This window comes from Jannaschia faecimaris, from assembly GCF_900107415.1.
In the GTDB taxonomy this organism is placed as follows: Bacteria; Pseudomonadota; Alphaproteobacteria; order Rhodobacterales; family Rhodobacteraceae; genus Jannaschia; species Jannaschia faecimaris.
Map to the genome: position 1 here is coordinate 64,561 of NZ_FNPX01000014.1, position 14,449 is coordinate 79,009.

A 14,449-nucleotide genomic window follows, 5' to 3' on the forward strand; every position below is an offset into this window, starting at 1 on the left:
TTACGACCCGGCGCCGCCGAAGCTGTTAGGGGCAGGGCTGACCACCTGTAATTGACGGTTCATGATTTGCGCGACGGCCAGCGCTCTGTCGTTGGTGCCGTCGCCGCGCAAACGAAATACCCCGCCTGTGCCGGCAAAGCCAGCATTGCTTGTCAAAGAATTGCGCCCGACAGCGGTATTCCGACGCGAGATCGCACCGATCGCAGCCATTCCGTCATAGGCAAGGTTCGCAAGGGGATGGGGGGCAGTGCCGTAGGCCGCACCGTAACGGGACCGGAACTGTGCCAGGGGGCCGGGATCGGGCAGGGCGAAATACCCACCCTGCAGGCCTGGCAGTTGCAGCGCCTCGGACGGGATGTCCCAACGGGCCAGACCAAGAAAACGGAAGTCATCCCCGCCCATTCCGGCTTCGGTCAGGAATTGCGAAATGACAGGCAGATCGCCCGACGTGTTGCCCGTGAGAAATAACGCGTTTGAATTCGTCTCTCGCGCTCGGGCTGCGATGCCGGGTACGGTCGCCTGGATGCCGGCCTGGCTCAGGTCATAGGACATGGACCCGGTGATCTCTGCCCGAGTCCTTTGCGCCGCGCGCAAAACGGCGGCATTGGCGACTTGACCCGTCGCATCGTTCGAATGCGTGATCAGGACCCGGTTGCGGCCCTGCGCGGCGGCGTAGCCCAGAACCCGGCGGGCGGTGTTCTCGAAGGTGTTGCCCAGCACCCAGACGTTGCCGCCGGCAATCGCGGTGTTGTTCGAAAAGCTGAGAACCGGGATGCCCGACCCGGCGGCCGCGACCCCGGCGGCGGCGGCATTGTCCGCATAGAGCGGGCCAAGAATGACCTGAGCGCCTTCCGCCACGGCCTTGCTTGCCGCCGCGCCCGCCCCGCTGGGCGAGCCCTGCGTGGGATAGACTGTGATCGAGACGACACCATCGCCGAGGTCCGCGGCGGCAAGTCGCGCGGCGTTCTCCAGGCTTTGCGCAACGGCGGAGTCGGTTGCGCGGGTGGATCCGTAGGGGACCAGAAGTGCCACCGAGGTCGGGCCGCTGCTCTCTCGACCGGCCCCATCGTTTCCGCCCCCCGCCCCGGGCACCGCGACGTTGCACGCCGCCAGCGCTGCGCCGGTCAATGTGACGATGGCCGCAATCCGCGCGCGACGCGCCACCTTGCGCGCGCTTTGCACGAATGAGACGAAAAGGTTGTGCTTGGTCATGATTTCATTCTCCACCGGAGGTGGCCCCGTCATGGCCACTGTTCTGTGCCACGGATAATACCACGGCACAGGCGAGTAAACGGCGGAACCCGAGGAGACGCGAAATGGCAGAGATCGGCGGCATCGAAGCGGGACTGCATCTGGTCGCCGTGCCAATTGGTACGGCGCGCGACATAACCCTGCGTGCCCTGGACGTGCTGGCCGGTGCCGACATGCTCGCCGCCGAGGATACCCGATCTCTGCGCCGTTTGATGGACATTCATGGAATCGCCCTCGGGGATAGGCCGCTGATCCCGTATCATGACCACAACGGCCCGCAGGCCCTGCCCCGCCTGATGGGTGCGCTGCGCGCGGGCAAGTCGGTGGCCTATGCCTCGGAGGCTGGCACGCCGCTGATCGCGGATCCGGGGTTCCGGCTGGGCGTGGACGCCCGGACCGAGGGCATCGCGGTCCGGGCCGCCCCCGGGGCAAGTGCGGTCCTGGCCGCGCTCTGTGTGGCCGGGTTGCCGACTGACCGGTTCTTCTTCAATGGCTTTCTTCCGCCCAAGTCCGCCGCACGGAAATCGGCCCTTCGGGATTTGGCTGCGGTGCCCGGCACGCTGGTCTTTTACGAATCGCCCAAGCGGCTGGCGGCGATGCTGCGTGATGCGGCCGAGGTCCTGGGCCCGCGCGAGGCCGCCGTCTGTCGCGAATTGACCAAGAGGTTCGAGGAGGTGCAGCGCGGCACCTTGGCCGAACTCGCGGATGTCTACCAGAACGACGACCCCAAAGGAGAGATTGTCGTGCTGATCGACCGGCCCGGCGCAGTCGAGACGGATGACGCCACAATCGAGGCGGCCCTTAGAATCGCCCTTAAGGACGGGTCTCTAAAATCCGCGGCAAAAGACGTCTCCGAAAACTTCGGCATCGCGCGTAACATCGCGTACCAAATGGCCTTGCGGATAAGGGACGAAGGATGAGCGGATCGACATCCTATCATGCCGGACTTGCTGCCGAGGACATCGTCGCACGTCATTACGACCGTTCCGGGCACCGCGTCATCGCACGCCGCTGGCGCGGTAAGGGTGGCGAAATCGACGTTATCGCACAAATGGGCGACGATACGATTTTCATCGAAGTCAAGAAAAGCGACACCCATGCCAAGGCCGCCGCCCGAGTAGGCGACCATCAGATCCGGCGATTGTTCGATTGCGCAGGGGAATTCATGGGAACCCTGCCGGACGGCATGCTCAGTTCGGTCCGCTTCGATGTTGCACTGGTCGATTCGACCGGACGCGTCGAGATCATCGAGAACGCCCTTGCGACCTGACCGCGCCTTGCTTCTGCGCGGCTGCACATTGTCACGGACCAAAGGCTGCGCCATCTAGGCGCAAAGCACTTGCCCCGAGGACGTCTTCATGACCATTTCTAAATCCCTGAAGGTCGGTTTCCAGATGGACCCGATGGAGGGCGTCGACATAAAGGCCGACAGCACGTTTCGCATCGCCTACGAGGCGCAAACGCGGGGTCATTCTCTAGTATACTGGACGCCGGATAACCTGGCGTACATCGAAGGTCAGATCGTCGCGCGGGGCCGATCGATGGAGCTTCGTCACGAAGTCGGCAACCACGTCACCCTTGGTCCAAAGGAGAACTACGACCTCGACGACCTAGATGTGGTGTGGCTGCGTCAGGATCCGCCGTTCGACATGGGCTACATCACCACGACGCATCTTCTGGACCGTATTCACCCCGACACTCTGGTCGTGAACGACCCGACATGGGTGCGCGGCTGGCCGGAGAAGCTGATGGTGCTGGACTTCCCGGAGTTGACACCGCCAACAGCGGTGACCCGTGATCTCGACACGCTCAAGGCGTTCAAGGCCAAGCACGGCGATGTCATCCTCAAGCCGCTCTACGGGAACGGCGGGGCCGGTGTGTTCCGTCTGACGCCCGAGGATCGGAACCTGAATTCCCTTTACGAGGTCTTCACGGCGATCAACAACGAGCCGCTGATCATGCAGAAATTCCTGCCTGCCGTGGCCAAAGGCGACAAGCGCGTCATCCTGATCGACGGGGAGCCGGTGGGGGCCATCAACCGCGTCCCGGCCGAGGGCGAGACCCGATCAAACATGCATGTCGGCGGCCGCCCCGAGAAGGTCGAACTGACCGATCGTGACCGCGAGATCTGCGCCGCGATCGGTCCGCGCCTGCGGGACGCCGGACAGATATTTGTCGGTATCGACGTGATCGGGGACTGGCTGACCGAGATCAACGTGACGTCCCCGACCGGACTGCAGGAGTTGGAGGCCTTTGACGGCACCAACGCCAGCGCGCTCATCTGGGACGCGATCGAGCGGCGGCTGGCCTAGTGGCTCAGCTCCCATTGATCAGGCGATAAGACAGCGCCTCGGCGACGTGTGGGCGGCGGACGTCGGCGCTATCGTCGAGGTCCGCAATCGTCCGCGCAACCTTGAGCACGCGGTGATAGCCCCGCGCCGACAGCCGAAACCGGTCGACGGCCTGCAACAGCATCCCGCGGCCATCGGCGTCCGGTTCCGCGATTTCCATGAGGTAATCCCCGGCGACATCGGCGTTCACCGTGATGCCATCCCGGTCGGCATACCGCGCGGCCTGCAAATCTCGCGCCTTCGCGACGCGTTGTGCGACATGCGCGGAACTTTCGCCTGACGCCGACCGTGACAGGTCGGCGACCTCCACTGCCGGGACTTCCAGGCGAAGGTCGAAGCGGTCCATCAGCGGGCCGGAGATTTTTCCCATGTAGTCTTCCCCGCAGGTCGGAGCACGGGTGCAGGCCTGCTCGGGGTCGAACAGCATTCCGCACCGACACGGGTTTGCTGCCGCGACCAGCAGGAACCGACAGGGATAGCGGACATGGGCGTTGGCGCGAGCGATGGTCACCTCCCCGCTCTCGATCGGCTGGCGCAGGGTTTCCAGCACGGCACGTGGGAATTCGGGAAATTCGTCCATGAAGAGCACGCCATTGTGCGCCAAGCTGATCTGCCCCGGTCCGGCCCGTTTGCCACCGCCGGCGATGGCCGCGACCGACGCGGTGTGGTGTGGTTCCTGAAATGGACGCCGGTGCAGGATGCCGCCTTCCTCCAGCGTGCCGGCAAGCGAATGGATCATGGAAGTGTCCAGCGCCTCACGGGCATTCAAAGGCGGCAAGAGACTGGGCAAACGCGCGGCGAGCATGGATTTGCCCGCGCCAGGCGGGCCGACCATGAACAGGTGGTGGCGACCGGCGGCTGCGATCTCAAGCGCGCGCTTGGCCCGGTCCTGACCGCGCACGTCCCGCAGGCATAGCTCAGTGCCTTGTGTCGGAATGCGCCCGGCAGTGGCGGCAGGCAGGGGGGCCGTTCCAGTCAGGTGATCCATGAGCGCCTTGAGCGACCGCGCCCCGAACACCGACGCCGCGCCGACCCAGGCGGCCTCTGCCCCGCAGGCTTCGGGACACAGCAGTTCCAGGTCCAGTTCCGCCGCCGTCACGGCCGCCGGCAGTGCTCCGGTCACCGCGACAAGACCGCCGTCCAGCGACATCTCCCCGATGCTGAGGGCGCGCGCCACGCGGGGGGCGGGCACGATTTCAAGGGCGGCGAGCAGGGACAGCGCGATAGGCAGGTCGAAGTGCGCACCCTCCTTGGGCACGTCGGCGGGCGACATGTTCACGGTCAGCTTCTTGGACGGTAGGGCGATTCCCAGTTCCGACAGGGCGGTGCGGATGCGGTCCTTGGCTTCCGACACGGCCTTGTCCGGCAGGCCCACGATCGAAAAGCCGGGCAGGCCGGGCGAGACGGCGCATTGCACATCAACGGGCCGGGCCTCCAACCCTTCGAATGCGACGGTCGTGGTGCGTGCCAGCATGAAATCCCTCTGCTCGAAGTGGTTAACGGGCAAGGGGGTTACGGCCTTGGGTAGCAGCCGCACCAAACATTCTGCCCGTTGTGCCGTTACTACCCGGTCATGGTTAACAAGATGAAAATGGGCGGGGCCAGCCGTGAGAGGATGGCCCGTGTCCTGTATGATGTGCTCGCGGAAATCGTTCGGCAGGATGGCAAAGTTGGCCCCCCAAGGCGGAGTTGAAGCGCGAAGGGGTGACTTACGCCCAACTTGTTGAAAAGGTGGCCGACATTGGAATCACCGAGAAGGAAGCGAACGTCCGCAACAAGCTTTCCCGAGGAAAGTTTTCAGCGGCGTTTATGTTGCAATGTCTAAGTTCAATTGGCGCAACGGACCTGCGGCTGGACTAGTCCTGGGCGTTTTCATTTTTTGTATGTCTGGTTGGCTTTTGTGGACCCTATCGGCCAACCAAACTGAACATAGAGTACGAAGCGAAGAAGCAGCCAAGCGTTATACAGAGTATGCTGAGGATCGCGTTGATGAGATGTGTTTCCGGCTTGATGGTCAGGCCCTTAGACGCTGTATTCAGGAGGAAATAGAGACCTCCCATGACCATAATCGCTCCGATCAAGATCTTGATGCGCAGCAGACTATGGCTTTCTTCACCCAAATAATGGGTGCGACCGCGTTGCTCGGGGTTGTCCTTGGCGTTGGCTCCGTCGCTCTGATCTATATGACGCTTTCGGAAACCCGCGAAATGACTGCGCAAGCAAGAGGAATGGGCCGCGACCAGTCCCGAGCGTACGTCCATGCTGACCGCGCGCATTTTTTCTGGGGTGGCGAAAGTCAAAAGCACCCGAGAGTTGAAATTTGGGTTCGAAATACGGGACTTACTCCAGCAAACTGGTATGAAATCCGAATTAAAGACCTTGTTTACCCTCATGAGGGGTTTGACGAAACTACACCGCTTATAGATCAGGTGAAGTTGCCCGAAAAGTTTGAAGGTCCATGGAACGCGATCCCCGCCGACAGCAAAGGGAATAAGGCGACTTTCCACTTCGATAGGGATGAAACCAAGCGTATAAAATTGGCCGCGATGGACGGTCTCGGCTTGTCCGCCCCTACTTATGGCCTGTCGATTGTTGGTGAAATCCGGTATCAGACTTTTTTTGGCGAAGTTTTCGTCAGTCAATTCGTATTTGGAAGAAGCATGTTGCCCGCTTATCGCCTGGAGCGCAGTGAAACCCGCGATGTTGACGGGGTTAAGGTAACGGACAACATCGAAAAACCGATCCACCTCAGCCGATACGCCGCAAAGATTGACACATACAAAAAGGTTCAGAGAGAAGGCTAATCATCCCTCACCCCCGGCTGGTGCGTTTGATGCATAAGGCCGGGGGTTTAGGAACGGTTAACGTCGCCCGGTCAGGTACCTACCCAATCGGAAAGGGCGAAGTCGGCAGGCCCATTTCGTAACTCGGAATAGTTCGGTCCTGCGCTTCTCCCTCCGCGCGCCATGCACGTAGGGGGGCGTGGGCCAGATGGGCATCGACATAGGCACGGCCCAGATCGCTGACCGGCAGATCGTATCCGGCGATGCGCATCGCGACAGGCGCATAGAAGGCATCGGCAGCGGAGTAGGCCCCGAACAACCAAGGACCTTTACCGGCCATGGCACGCGCGGCAGACCAGAGCACCTCGAGCCGTTCCAAGTCTTGCTGAATGGCTTCGTCTGGCGTGAACCCTTCCCATTTGACGCGCAGGTTCATTGTGCAGGTACCGCGCAGGGCGGTGAAGCCGGAATGCATCTCAGCGGTGATTGACCGGGCCAAGGCTCTTGCGCGGGGGTCGGCGGGCCAATGCCCGGCATCGGGATGCCGCTCGGCCAGACCCTCCGCAATCGCGAGGCTGTCAGTCCAGAGTGCACCGTCGCTGGCGCGTGCTGCCGGAACTGTGCGTGCCGGAGCCCACGCCTTCAGTCGTTCGTGGAAGCTGTCGAGATACATCTCGTTGAGCTCCACCCGGACGGGCAGGTCGAACGCCGCGAAGAGGAGCCAGCCGCGCAGGCTCCAGGAGGAATAGGATCGGTCGCCGATCAGCAGGTCATATGTCATGGCGGATGCCTAGCAGCTTACGGCACTGCGGAAAAACGCCGATTCTTGATGCGAGGCTTCACGGATGGTTATTGGCGGAAATCGCGACAGGACCATCCGGTGTCAGGTCAATGCGCGTGAGGCTCAGATTGTCGATCTTCTGCGCCAGCGCATCATAGGGGCGCTGACCCGTCGCGCGCGCCCACTGGGTCAGGATTACGCCCATATGCGCCACGACGATCAGGTCGGGGCCGATGGCCAAACCCTCCAGCGCAAGGTCAACACGCGCCGCAACATCGTTCCAGCTCTCGCCGCCCGGTGCCCGCTGGTCTCCGGGGTCGTCGAAGTAGGACCGTAATTCGGGACTGTCGATCACATCGAAGGACTGATTGTCCCAGCGTCCATAATTGAACTCACGCAAAGACGGCACGTGATCAAGCCGGGGGCGGGTGCCCTGAATGGCGGTCGCCGTGTCGACGGCCCGGATCAGGTCGCTGCTGACGACGGGGGCATGGGGCAGGGCGGCCTCCAGTCGCGCCAGCGCAGCAGTGTCCGACAGATCTGCAGGCAGGTCTGTCCAGCCGACCATCGTGCGGGCGTGGGTCGGGCCATGCCGGATCATCCACAGCCGCGTCATTTCAGCCGTTGCGGCAGACCCGCCGTCACCAGGACCACGCGATCTGCCGCTGCCGCCAGTTTCTGGTTCAGTTGACCCTGCATCCGCTGAAACGCTCGGGCCATTGCATTATCCGGGGTAATTCCTCCGCCAACGTCGTTCGATACGACGATGAATTGCGCGGGCGAATCCCGCATGGCCCCAATCCATGCCTCCGCCGGGGCATGCCAGTCCACCTCGTCCATCAATCGGTTGGTCAGCCACATCGTGGCACAGTCGATCAGAACGATTTCCCCGGCACTCGCGGCGGTGCAGACTGCGGCAAGATCGTCCGGTGCCTCGACAAGATACCAGTCTGACCCGCGTCGCGCCGCGTGATCAGCGACCTTGGCCTGCATCTCTAAATCCCAGATGCGTGCAGTGGCGACATAGTTTTTTTTGCCGTCCAGTCGACAGGCTTCTTCCTCTGCCCACAATGACTTACCCGATGCCGCGTGGCCCAGGGCGAGTGTGAGGCAAGATTTTTTTTGCATGGAATGGGAACTCTTTGTGATCGCGGAACGTACTCAACTGTAGTCGCATTAGAGAGGTCATCTGAAGACCCGGTGCAATGCAGCCTTGGGAGACACTGAGATGGCACTTGATTTCAACAGCGATACCTCACTTTCACGCCGCGCGATGAAAGCAGAGCTACTGGATGCCGAGACGGAACTGCGTCTAGCCTATGCGTGGCGAGACGATCGGTGTGAGGAGAGCCTGCACCGGCTGATCACCGCATATATGCGGTTAGCGATTTCGATGGCGTCCAAATTCCGCCGCTACGGTGCGCCGATGAACGACCTGATCCAAGAGGCGGGCCTTGGTCTGATGAAAGCGGCCGAGAAATTCGACCCCGACCGGGGCGTGCGCTTCTCGACCTATGCCGTCTGGTGGATCAAGGCATCGATCCAGGATTACGTGATGCGCAATTGGTCCATGGTGCGAACCGGGTCGACCAGCAGCCAGAAATCCCTGTTCTTCAACCTTCGCCGCGTTCAGGCCCGGCTGGAACGGGAAGCCGCAGCGGCGGGTGTTGTGTTGGACCGCCAAGAGATGCGTGAGAAAATCGCCACGGAGGTGGGCGTTCCCCTGCGTGACGTGGAAATGATGGAAGGTCGATTGGGCGGTTCCGACTTCAGCCTGAACGCGACCCAGTCTTCCGACGAGGAAGGCCGCGAGTGGATAGACGCGCTTGAAGACGACGCTGCGCAAGCCGATGAGACCGTTGCGTTGAAGCACGATAACGCGATGCTGCGCGAGTGGCTGCTGCATGCGCTTTCGGCGCTGAATGAGCGGGAGCGTTTCATCGTGCGCGAACGGAAGCTGCGCGACGATCCCCGGACACTTGAATCATTGGGCAATGAGTTGAAGTTGTCAAAGGAGCGTGTCCGTCAGTTGGAAGCCGCAGCCTTCGCCAAGATGCGGAAATCACTTGAAGCCGAAAGCAAGGAGGTTTTCGGTTTTCTAGGGTGATGTATCTGGTTTCATTTCTGGCCGTGGCCAGCATCTTGAGTTTTCCGGCCGGGGCGCAAACATTGCCCCCGGCCGACGTGTATGTACTTGGCGAGATCCATGATAATCCCGATCATCACGTCGCGCAGGCACAGCTCGTCGCCCAAATCGATCCGGAAGCCGTGGTGTTCGAGCAGTTGACGGATGAGCAGGCCGACCGCATCGGCCCTGACACCCCGCGCGATGCTCAGGTATTGGGAGAATTGCTGGACTGGGCCGAAAGCGGCTGGCCTGACATCGCGATGTACGCGCCGATCATGGCGGCGAGCGATGCGCCGATATTGGGCGCATCGGGATCGCCGGGCGACCTGTCCATGTACGGATTGGATGAACCGCTTCCACCCGAGCAGCAGGCGGCGCGCGAACAATTGCAGGCGGATGCGCACTGCGGGGCGCTGCCGGAACGGCTCCTGCCGGATTTCGTGAAGCGTCAGCGGGCGACGGATGCCCTGTTCGCATCGCGAACGCTCTCCGCCTTCGACAGGTATGGCGGCCCTGTTGTTCTGATCGCGGGCAACGGCCACGCGCGCACCGACTGGGGCGTGCCCGCGGCCATCGCTCGTGTCCGGCCCGAATTGCGCGTCGTGGCGTTGATCCAGGGGGAGGGGCAGGAAATCATGCCCGGAGACATAACGCGGCATGCCGCGCCCCCGACCCGCGAAGACCCCTGCGCGGCCTTCCGCTAGGGGCCCGACTGCCCTAGGTGTTGGACGCGAAGCGGAGGGGATCATGCTGACTGACAAGACTATCCTGCTGATCATCGGCGGCGGTATCGCCGCGTTCAGGTCGCTGGAGCTGATCCGACGCTTGCGCGAACGCGGGGCAACGGTGACACCGGTGCTGACCTCCGCGGCCGAACAATTCGTCACGCCCCTGTCGGTGTCCGCACTGGCGGCAAGCAAGGTCTACCGCGATCTGTTCGATCTGACCGACGAAGCGGAGATGGGGCACATCGAACTTAGTCGCGCCTCCAATCTGATCCTGGTTTGTCCGGCCACGGCAAACCTGATGGCGCGCATGGCGCAGGGAATGGCCGACGATCTGGCGACGACCCTTCTGCTGGCGACGGATACGCCGGTCATGCTGGCCCCGGCAATGAACGTCCGCATGTGGGAGAACGCCGCGACGCAGCGAAACCTCTCCACACTGCTGACTGACGGCATCAAGGTGGTCGGTCCTGTCGATGGGGCGATGGCCTGCGGGGAATTCGGTCCGGGTCGCCTGTCCGACGTGCCCGATATCCTGGCCGCCGTCGAAGCGCATTTCTCGGGCGGCCCCCTCTCGGGCAAGCATGTGCTCGTCACGTCCGGCCCAACGCATGAACCGATTGATCCCGTACGCTATATCGCCAACCGCTCCTCGGGCGCGCAGGGCACGGCGCTGGCGGCTGCGCTGCGCGACCTTGGCGCGCGGGTGACTTTCGTGACCGGCCCTGCTGACGTGCCGCCGCCCGCCGGGGTCACGGTCGTGCGGGTGGAAACGGCGCGCGAGATGCTCGCGGCGACGCAGGCGGCACTGCCCGCCGATGCCGCCGTGATGGCCGCCGCTGTTGCGGATTGGCGGGTCGATAATGCCAGCGGGTCCAAGATCAAGAAGGACGGATCGGGCAAGGCCCCTGCGCTGGAGTTCGCGGAAAACCCCGACATCCTGGCAACCGTGTCCAAGGGGGCGAGTCGTCCCAGTCTTGTCGTGGGGTTCGCTGCGGAAACCGACGACGTGACGGCCCACGCAGCCGCGAAACGCGTGCGCAAGGGGTGCGACTGGATCGTGGCGAACGACGTGGCGCCGGCGACGGGCATTATGGGCGGATCCGAGAATGCCGTGACCTTGATCACTGACACAGGGACGGAGGACTGGCCCCGCCTTTCCAAGGAAGAAACCGCCCGGCGGCTTGCGGGTCGCATCGCGGAGTACCTCGTATGAGTGTCACGATCGAGGTCATCCGAACCCCTGGGTCCGATCCGAACTTGCCGCTCCCGGCCTTCGCGACACCCGGAGCGGCTGGCGCAGATATCCATGCCGACACCGGCGGCAAGACCGTCACCCTGTCCCCTGGAACCCGCGCGCTGATCGGTACCGGCCTGCGCATGGCAATCCCGCAGGGTTACGAAGTGCAGGTGCGTCCTCGCTCGGGGCTGGCCCTGAAGCACGGCGTGACGTTGGCCAATGCGCCAGGAACAATCGACAGCGATTATCGCGGCCCGCTCGGTGTGATTTTGATCAATTTGGGCGATGTGCCCTTCGACGTCACCCATGGCATGCGCATTGCGCAGTTGGTCGTGGCCCCGGTCGCGCAGGCCCACTTTGAGATCGTGGCGACGCTTGACCAGACGGATCGTGGGGCCGGCGGGTTTGGATCGACCGGCATCGGGCACAAGCGGCCATGATGCTCGTCCTGATTCTGGCCGCCGCGATCTGGGGGATGGGGGCGTTCATGAAGACGCCCGTGCAGGCCCGTGGTCTGATGTTGGCGCTGTTGTATGTCGCGGTGCTGTTCGTGCAGTTCGCGTTGCCCAGTGGGCACCCTTTGCGAGAGTCTCTGGGCGGGTCGCCGGGGCAATGGCTGGTTTTCGGTGCGATGGTCGGGGGAATTCTGGTTTATCGCCGCATTCTGGGCCGGGTTCGCGCCCGCGCGCAGGCCGCGGAGGCCAAGCGGGAGGAGGCCGAAGCCCCGGCGCAGACCGGACCGTTTTCGGACGTGGAACTGGAACGATACGCGCGGCACATCGTTTTGCGAGAGGTCGGTGGGACCGGCCAGAAAGCCCTGAAGAATGCGAAAGTCCTGGTCGTCGGGGCCGGGGGGCTCGGCTCGCCGATCCTTCTCTATCTGGGTGCCGCGGGTGTGGGGACCATCGGGGTTATCGACGATGATGTGGTCGCTCTCTCGAACCTGCAACGGCAGATCATTCATTCCGACGCGCGCAGCGGGCAACCCAAGGTCTTCTCTGCGGAAGCGGGTATCCGGGCAGTCAACCCGCATGTGATGGTGCGCCCCTACAATCGACGCCTGACCGCCGATATCGCCCCGGAGCTGTTCGCGGACTACGATCTGATCGTGGACGGCTCCGACAGTTTTTCAACCCGCGATATGGTCAACGCCGCCGCTGTTGCTGCGCGCAAACCTTTGATTGCGGGGGCAATTACGCAATGGGAGGGGCAGGTCACGCTCTACGATCCCGCGAACGACGCACCCTGCCTGACTTGCCTGTTCCCCGATGCGCCCGCGCCGGGCCTGGCCCCAAGCTGTGCCGAGGCGGGCGTGGTCGGCGCGCTCCCCGGCATCGTCGGGTCGATCATGGCGCTGGAAGTGATCAAGGAGATCACGGGGGCCGGAACCACCCTGCGCGGCACGATGCTGCTTTGGGATGGGCTGGACACGGATGCGCGGCGTGTAAAGATCGGGCGCCGTGCCGGTTGCGCCACCTGCGGGGCCGTCTGACCCCTTGGCACCTTCGCCCGACGCCTGCATCATGTACCGACTCAACCCCGGAGATTGCCCCAGATGAAGACCCTCGCCTTGCTCCTGACCGTCGGCTTGGCCGCGCCCGCTTTCGCCGATGGGCATCTGCCCGATCTTGGCGGCCGGACCGTCACCATCGCAACCGAGGACGCCTATCCGCCGCTCCAGTTCAAGGACCCGGCCACCGGGGAGGCTATCGGATGGGAATACGATGCGATGGCTGAAATCGCCGCGCGCCTGAACATCACGCCCGTTTACGAAAACATCAGCTGGGACGCGATGATTCCGGCCGTTTCGGAAGGACAGATGGATATGGGCATGACCGGCATTACCATCCGCGACGACCGCAAGGAGGTTGTCGATTTCTCGGATGCCTATATGCGCTCGGAAATGGTGATGATGGTCCGGGGCGAGGAAGACCGGTTCACGGATGCCGCTGGTTTCGCCGCCAATGACGATCTGCTGATGGCCGCGCAACCCGGTACCACGCCTTTCTATGTGGGTGTCTACGACGTGCTGGACGGGGACGAGGGAAACCCGCGCATCAAGCTGTTCGAAACTTTCGGGGCAACAGTTCAGGCCCTGCGCGCGGGCGACGTTGACCTAATCTTGACCGATGGAACGGCGGGCAACGGCTATGTCGAAGCGTCGGACGGCGCGCTCAAGATCATCGGGGAGACGTTGGGGACCGAGGACTTCGGCTTCATCTTCCCCAAGGACAGCGATCTCGTATCCGCGATCAACGCCGCCATTGCTTCGATGAAGGATGATGGAACGATCGATGCGCTGAACCGGAAGTGGTTCCTCGACTACAAGCTGGGTGGTTAGGAACCTTGATCCGACACACCATCCAAGCGCCTTTGTCGTAGGCGCTTGCCCCCGCCATTGAAATCCGACCGCGACTTTCCGTGGTGGCTCCTGGCCGTGGCCGTCCTCTTGGGGACAGCCTATGTCGTGATTCTGATGGACGATGGCGCGCGGCAGGTTCTGAGCACGCTCAGGCGCGGCATCTGGATCACGGTGCTGGTGACCGTCACGGGTTTTGTCGCGGCGTCGGTCGTCGGTATGGTGCTTGCGTTGATGTCGCTGTCCGGATCGATCGTGGCTCGGCAGGCAGCGCGATTCTATATCGAGATCATTCGCGGAATCCCGATCCTCGTCCTGCTGCTCTACGTCGCCTTTGTTCTGGCCCCGGCGCTGGTGGCACTGTGGAACTGGATCGGCCTGCCCGAGGCTCGTACCCGCGACTTCCCGCTGTTGTGGCGGGCGGTCCTCGCCTTGGTAATCGCCTATTCCTCCTTCATTGCCGAAGTGTTTCGGGCCGGATTGCAGTCGGTCGACGCGGGGCAGATCGAAGCTGCGAAGGCATTGGGCCTGAAACGGTTCCACATCTTCCGGCACATCGTTCTGCCGCAGGCCGTGCGGACGATCCTGCCGCCGCTGGGGAACGATTTCGTCGCGATGGTGAAGGATTCCTCGCTGGTTTCGGTCGTGGGCGTGATGGACATCGCGCAATTGGGCAAGCTGACGGCGGCGGGCAACTTTCGCTATTTCGAGACCTATAATGTCGTCGCACTGATCTATCTCACGATGACGATCCTGCTGTCGCTTGGCCTGCGGAAGCTGGAGCGAAAACTCGGCACGTTCGAGCGCCGCGGGTAAGTTGTCGCACCCCCC

17 protein-coding genes are annotated in these 14,449 nt (G+C 62.9%); 12 read left to right on the plus strand and 5 right to left on the minus strand.

Annotated elements, in window-relative coordinates; genetic code table 11:
* Complete coding sequence (locus BLV27_RS14035) at positions 1-1,212, minus strand: penicillin-binding protein activator (protein WP_092647161.1); 1,212 nt, start codon at positions 1,210-1,212, stop codon at positions 1-3.
* A 104-nt stretch (positions 1,213-1,316) separates the two neighbouring features.
* Between BLV27_RS14035 and rsmI the strand changes: the two genes are divergently transcribed.
* The 3 genes from rsmI to gshB all read left to right on the plus strand — a co-directional run bounded on the left by rsmI (position 1,317) and on the right by gshB (position 3,563).
* Positions 1,317-2,171: a 16S rRNA (cytidine(1402)-2'-O)-methyltransferase gene (gene rsmI / locus BLV27_RS14040; RefSeq protein ID WP_092647068.1), complete on the plus strand. Its 855-nt coding sequence runs from the start codon at positions 1,317-1,319 to the stop codon at positions 2,169-2,171.
* Complete coding sequence (locus tag BLV27_RS14045) at positions 2,168-2,521, plus strand: YraN family protein (RefSeq protein ID WP_092647070.1); 354 nt, start codon at positions 2,168-2,170, stop codon at positions 2,519-2,521. Before rsmI ends, BLV27_RS14045 begins: the two co-directional genes overlap by 4 nt.
* 88 nt (positions 2,522-2,609) lie before the next feature.
* Entirely contained in the window at positions 2,610-3,563 is a 954-nt protein-coding gene (gene gshB / locus BLV27_RS14050; protein WP_092647072.1) for a glutathione synthase, read from the plus strand.
* A gap of 4 nt (positions 3,564-3,567) precedes the next feature.
* Here the strand turns inward: gshB and BLV27_RS14055 are convergent, their stop codons facing one another.
* Positions 3,568-5,076: a YifB family Mg chelatase-like AAA ATPase gene (locus BLV27_RS14055; protein WP_092647074.1), complete on the minus strand. Its 1,509-nt coding sequence runs from the start codon at positions 5,074-5,076 to the stop codon at positions 3,568-3,570.
* A 257-nt stretch (positions 5,077-5,333) separates the two neighbouring features.
* Between BLV27_RS14055 and BLV27_RS19800 the strand changes: the two genes are divergently transcribed.
* Positions 5,334-5,462 carry a DUF6471 domain-containing protein gene (locus BLV27_RS19800; protein WP_244504678.1) on the plus strand — a complete coding sequence of 43 codons (129 nt, stop codon included), beginning with the start codon at positions 5,334-5,336 and terminating at the stop codon, positions 5,460-5,462.
* Positions 5,420-6,406, plus strand: a complete 987-nt coding sequence (locus tag BLV27_RS14060) for a hypothetical protein (RefSeq protein WP_139176662.1) — start codon at positions 5,420-5,422, stop codon at positions 6,404-6,406. Before BLV27_RS19800 ends, BLV27_RS14060 begins: the two co-directional genes overlap by 43 nt.
* Before the next feature lie 79 nt (positions 6,407-6,485).
* On the opposite strand, the gene BLV27_RS14065 is transcribed toward BLV27_RS14060, so the two are convergent.
* From BLV27_RS14065 to cobU, 3 genes are read right to left on the minus strand one after another with little or no spacing between them, the layout of a single operon-like run.
* Positions 6,486-7,166: a glutathione S-transferase gene (locus BLV27_RS14065; RefSeq protein ID WP_092647078.1), complete on the minus strand. Its 681-nt coding sequence runs from the start codon at positions 7,164-7,166 to the stop codon at positions 6,486-6,488.
* Positions 7,167-7,224: 58 nt separating this feature from the next.
* Entirely contained in the window at positions 7,225-7,782 is a 558-nt protein-coding gene (locus tag BLV27_RS14070) for a histidine phosphatase family protein (RefSeq protein WP_092647080.1), read from the minus strand.
* Positions 7,779-8,294, minus strand: a complete 516-nt coding sequence (cobU, locus tag BLV27_RS14075) for a bifunctional adenosylcobinamide kinase/adenosylcobinamide-phosphate guanylyltransferase (protein ID WP_092647082.1) — start codon at positions 8,292-8,294, stop codon at positions 7,779-7,781. The genes BLV27_RS14070 and cobU overlap by 4 nt, the downstream gene beginning before the upstream one ends.
* Positions 8,295-8,394: 100 nt before the next feature.
* Between cobU and BLV27_RS14080 the strand changes: the two genes are divergently transcribed.
* The 7 genes from BLV27_RS14080 (at position 8,395) to BLV27_RS14110 (ending at position 14,434) form a co-directional block, all read left to right on the plus strand.
* Positions 8,395-9,273, plus strand: coding sequence for an RNA polymerase factor sigma-32 (locus tag BLV27_RS14080; RefSeq protein WP_092647084.1), 879 nt, complete (start codon positions 8,395-8,397; stop codon positions 9,271-9,273).
* On the plus strand, positions 9,273-9,998 hold the full coding sequence (locus BLV27_RS14085) for a ChaN family lipoprotein (protein ID WP_092647086.1): 726 nt from the start codon (positions 9,273-9,275) through the stop codon (positions 9,996-9,998). The genes BLV27_RS14080 and BLV27_RS14085 overlap by 1 nt, the downstream gene beginning before the upstream one ends.
* Positions 9,999-10,041: 43 nt before the next feature.
* Positions 10,042-11,235 (plus strand): bifunctional phosphopantothenoylcysteine decarboxylase/phosphopantothenate--cysteine ligase CoaBC, encoded by a 1,194-nt coding sequence (gene coaBC, locus BLV27_RS14090; protein WP_092647088.1) that lies wholly within the window; start codon positions 10,042-10,044, stop codon positions 11,233-11,235.
* On the plus strand, positions 11,232-11,699 hold the full coding sequence (gene dut, locus BLV27_RS14095) for a dUTP diphosphatase (protein ID WP_092647090.1): 468 nt from the start codon (positions 11,232-11,234) through the stop codon (positions 11,697-11,699). Before coaBC ends, dut begins: the two co-directional genes overlap by 4 nt.
* The gene (locus BLV27_RS14100; RefSeq protein WP_092647092.1) at positions 11,696-12,751 is read left to right on the plus strand and encodes a HesA/MoeB/ThiF family protein; all 1,056 of its coding nucleotides are present in this window, start codon (positions 11,696-11,698) and stop codon (positions 12,749-12,751) included. Before dut ends, BLV27_RS14100 begins: the two co-directional genes overlap by 4 nt.
* 63 nt (positions 12,752-12,814) lie before the next feature.
* Positions 12,815-13,600, plus strand: coding sequence for a transporter substrate-binding domain-containing protein (locus tag BLV27_RS14105; RefSeq protein WP_092647094.1), 786 nt, complete (start codon positions 12,815-12,817; stop codon positions 13,598-13,600).
* A 57-nt stretch (positions 13,601-13,657) separates the two neighbouring features.
* On the plus strand, positions 13,658-14,434 hold the full coding sequence (locus BLV27_RS14110; protein WP_244504674.1) for an amino acid ABC transporter permease: 777 nt from the start codon (positions 13,658-13,660) through the stop codon (positions 14,432-14,434).
* Positions 14,435-14,449 lie beyond the last annotated feature (15 nt).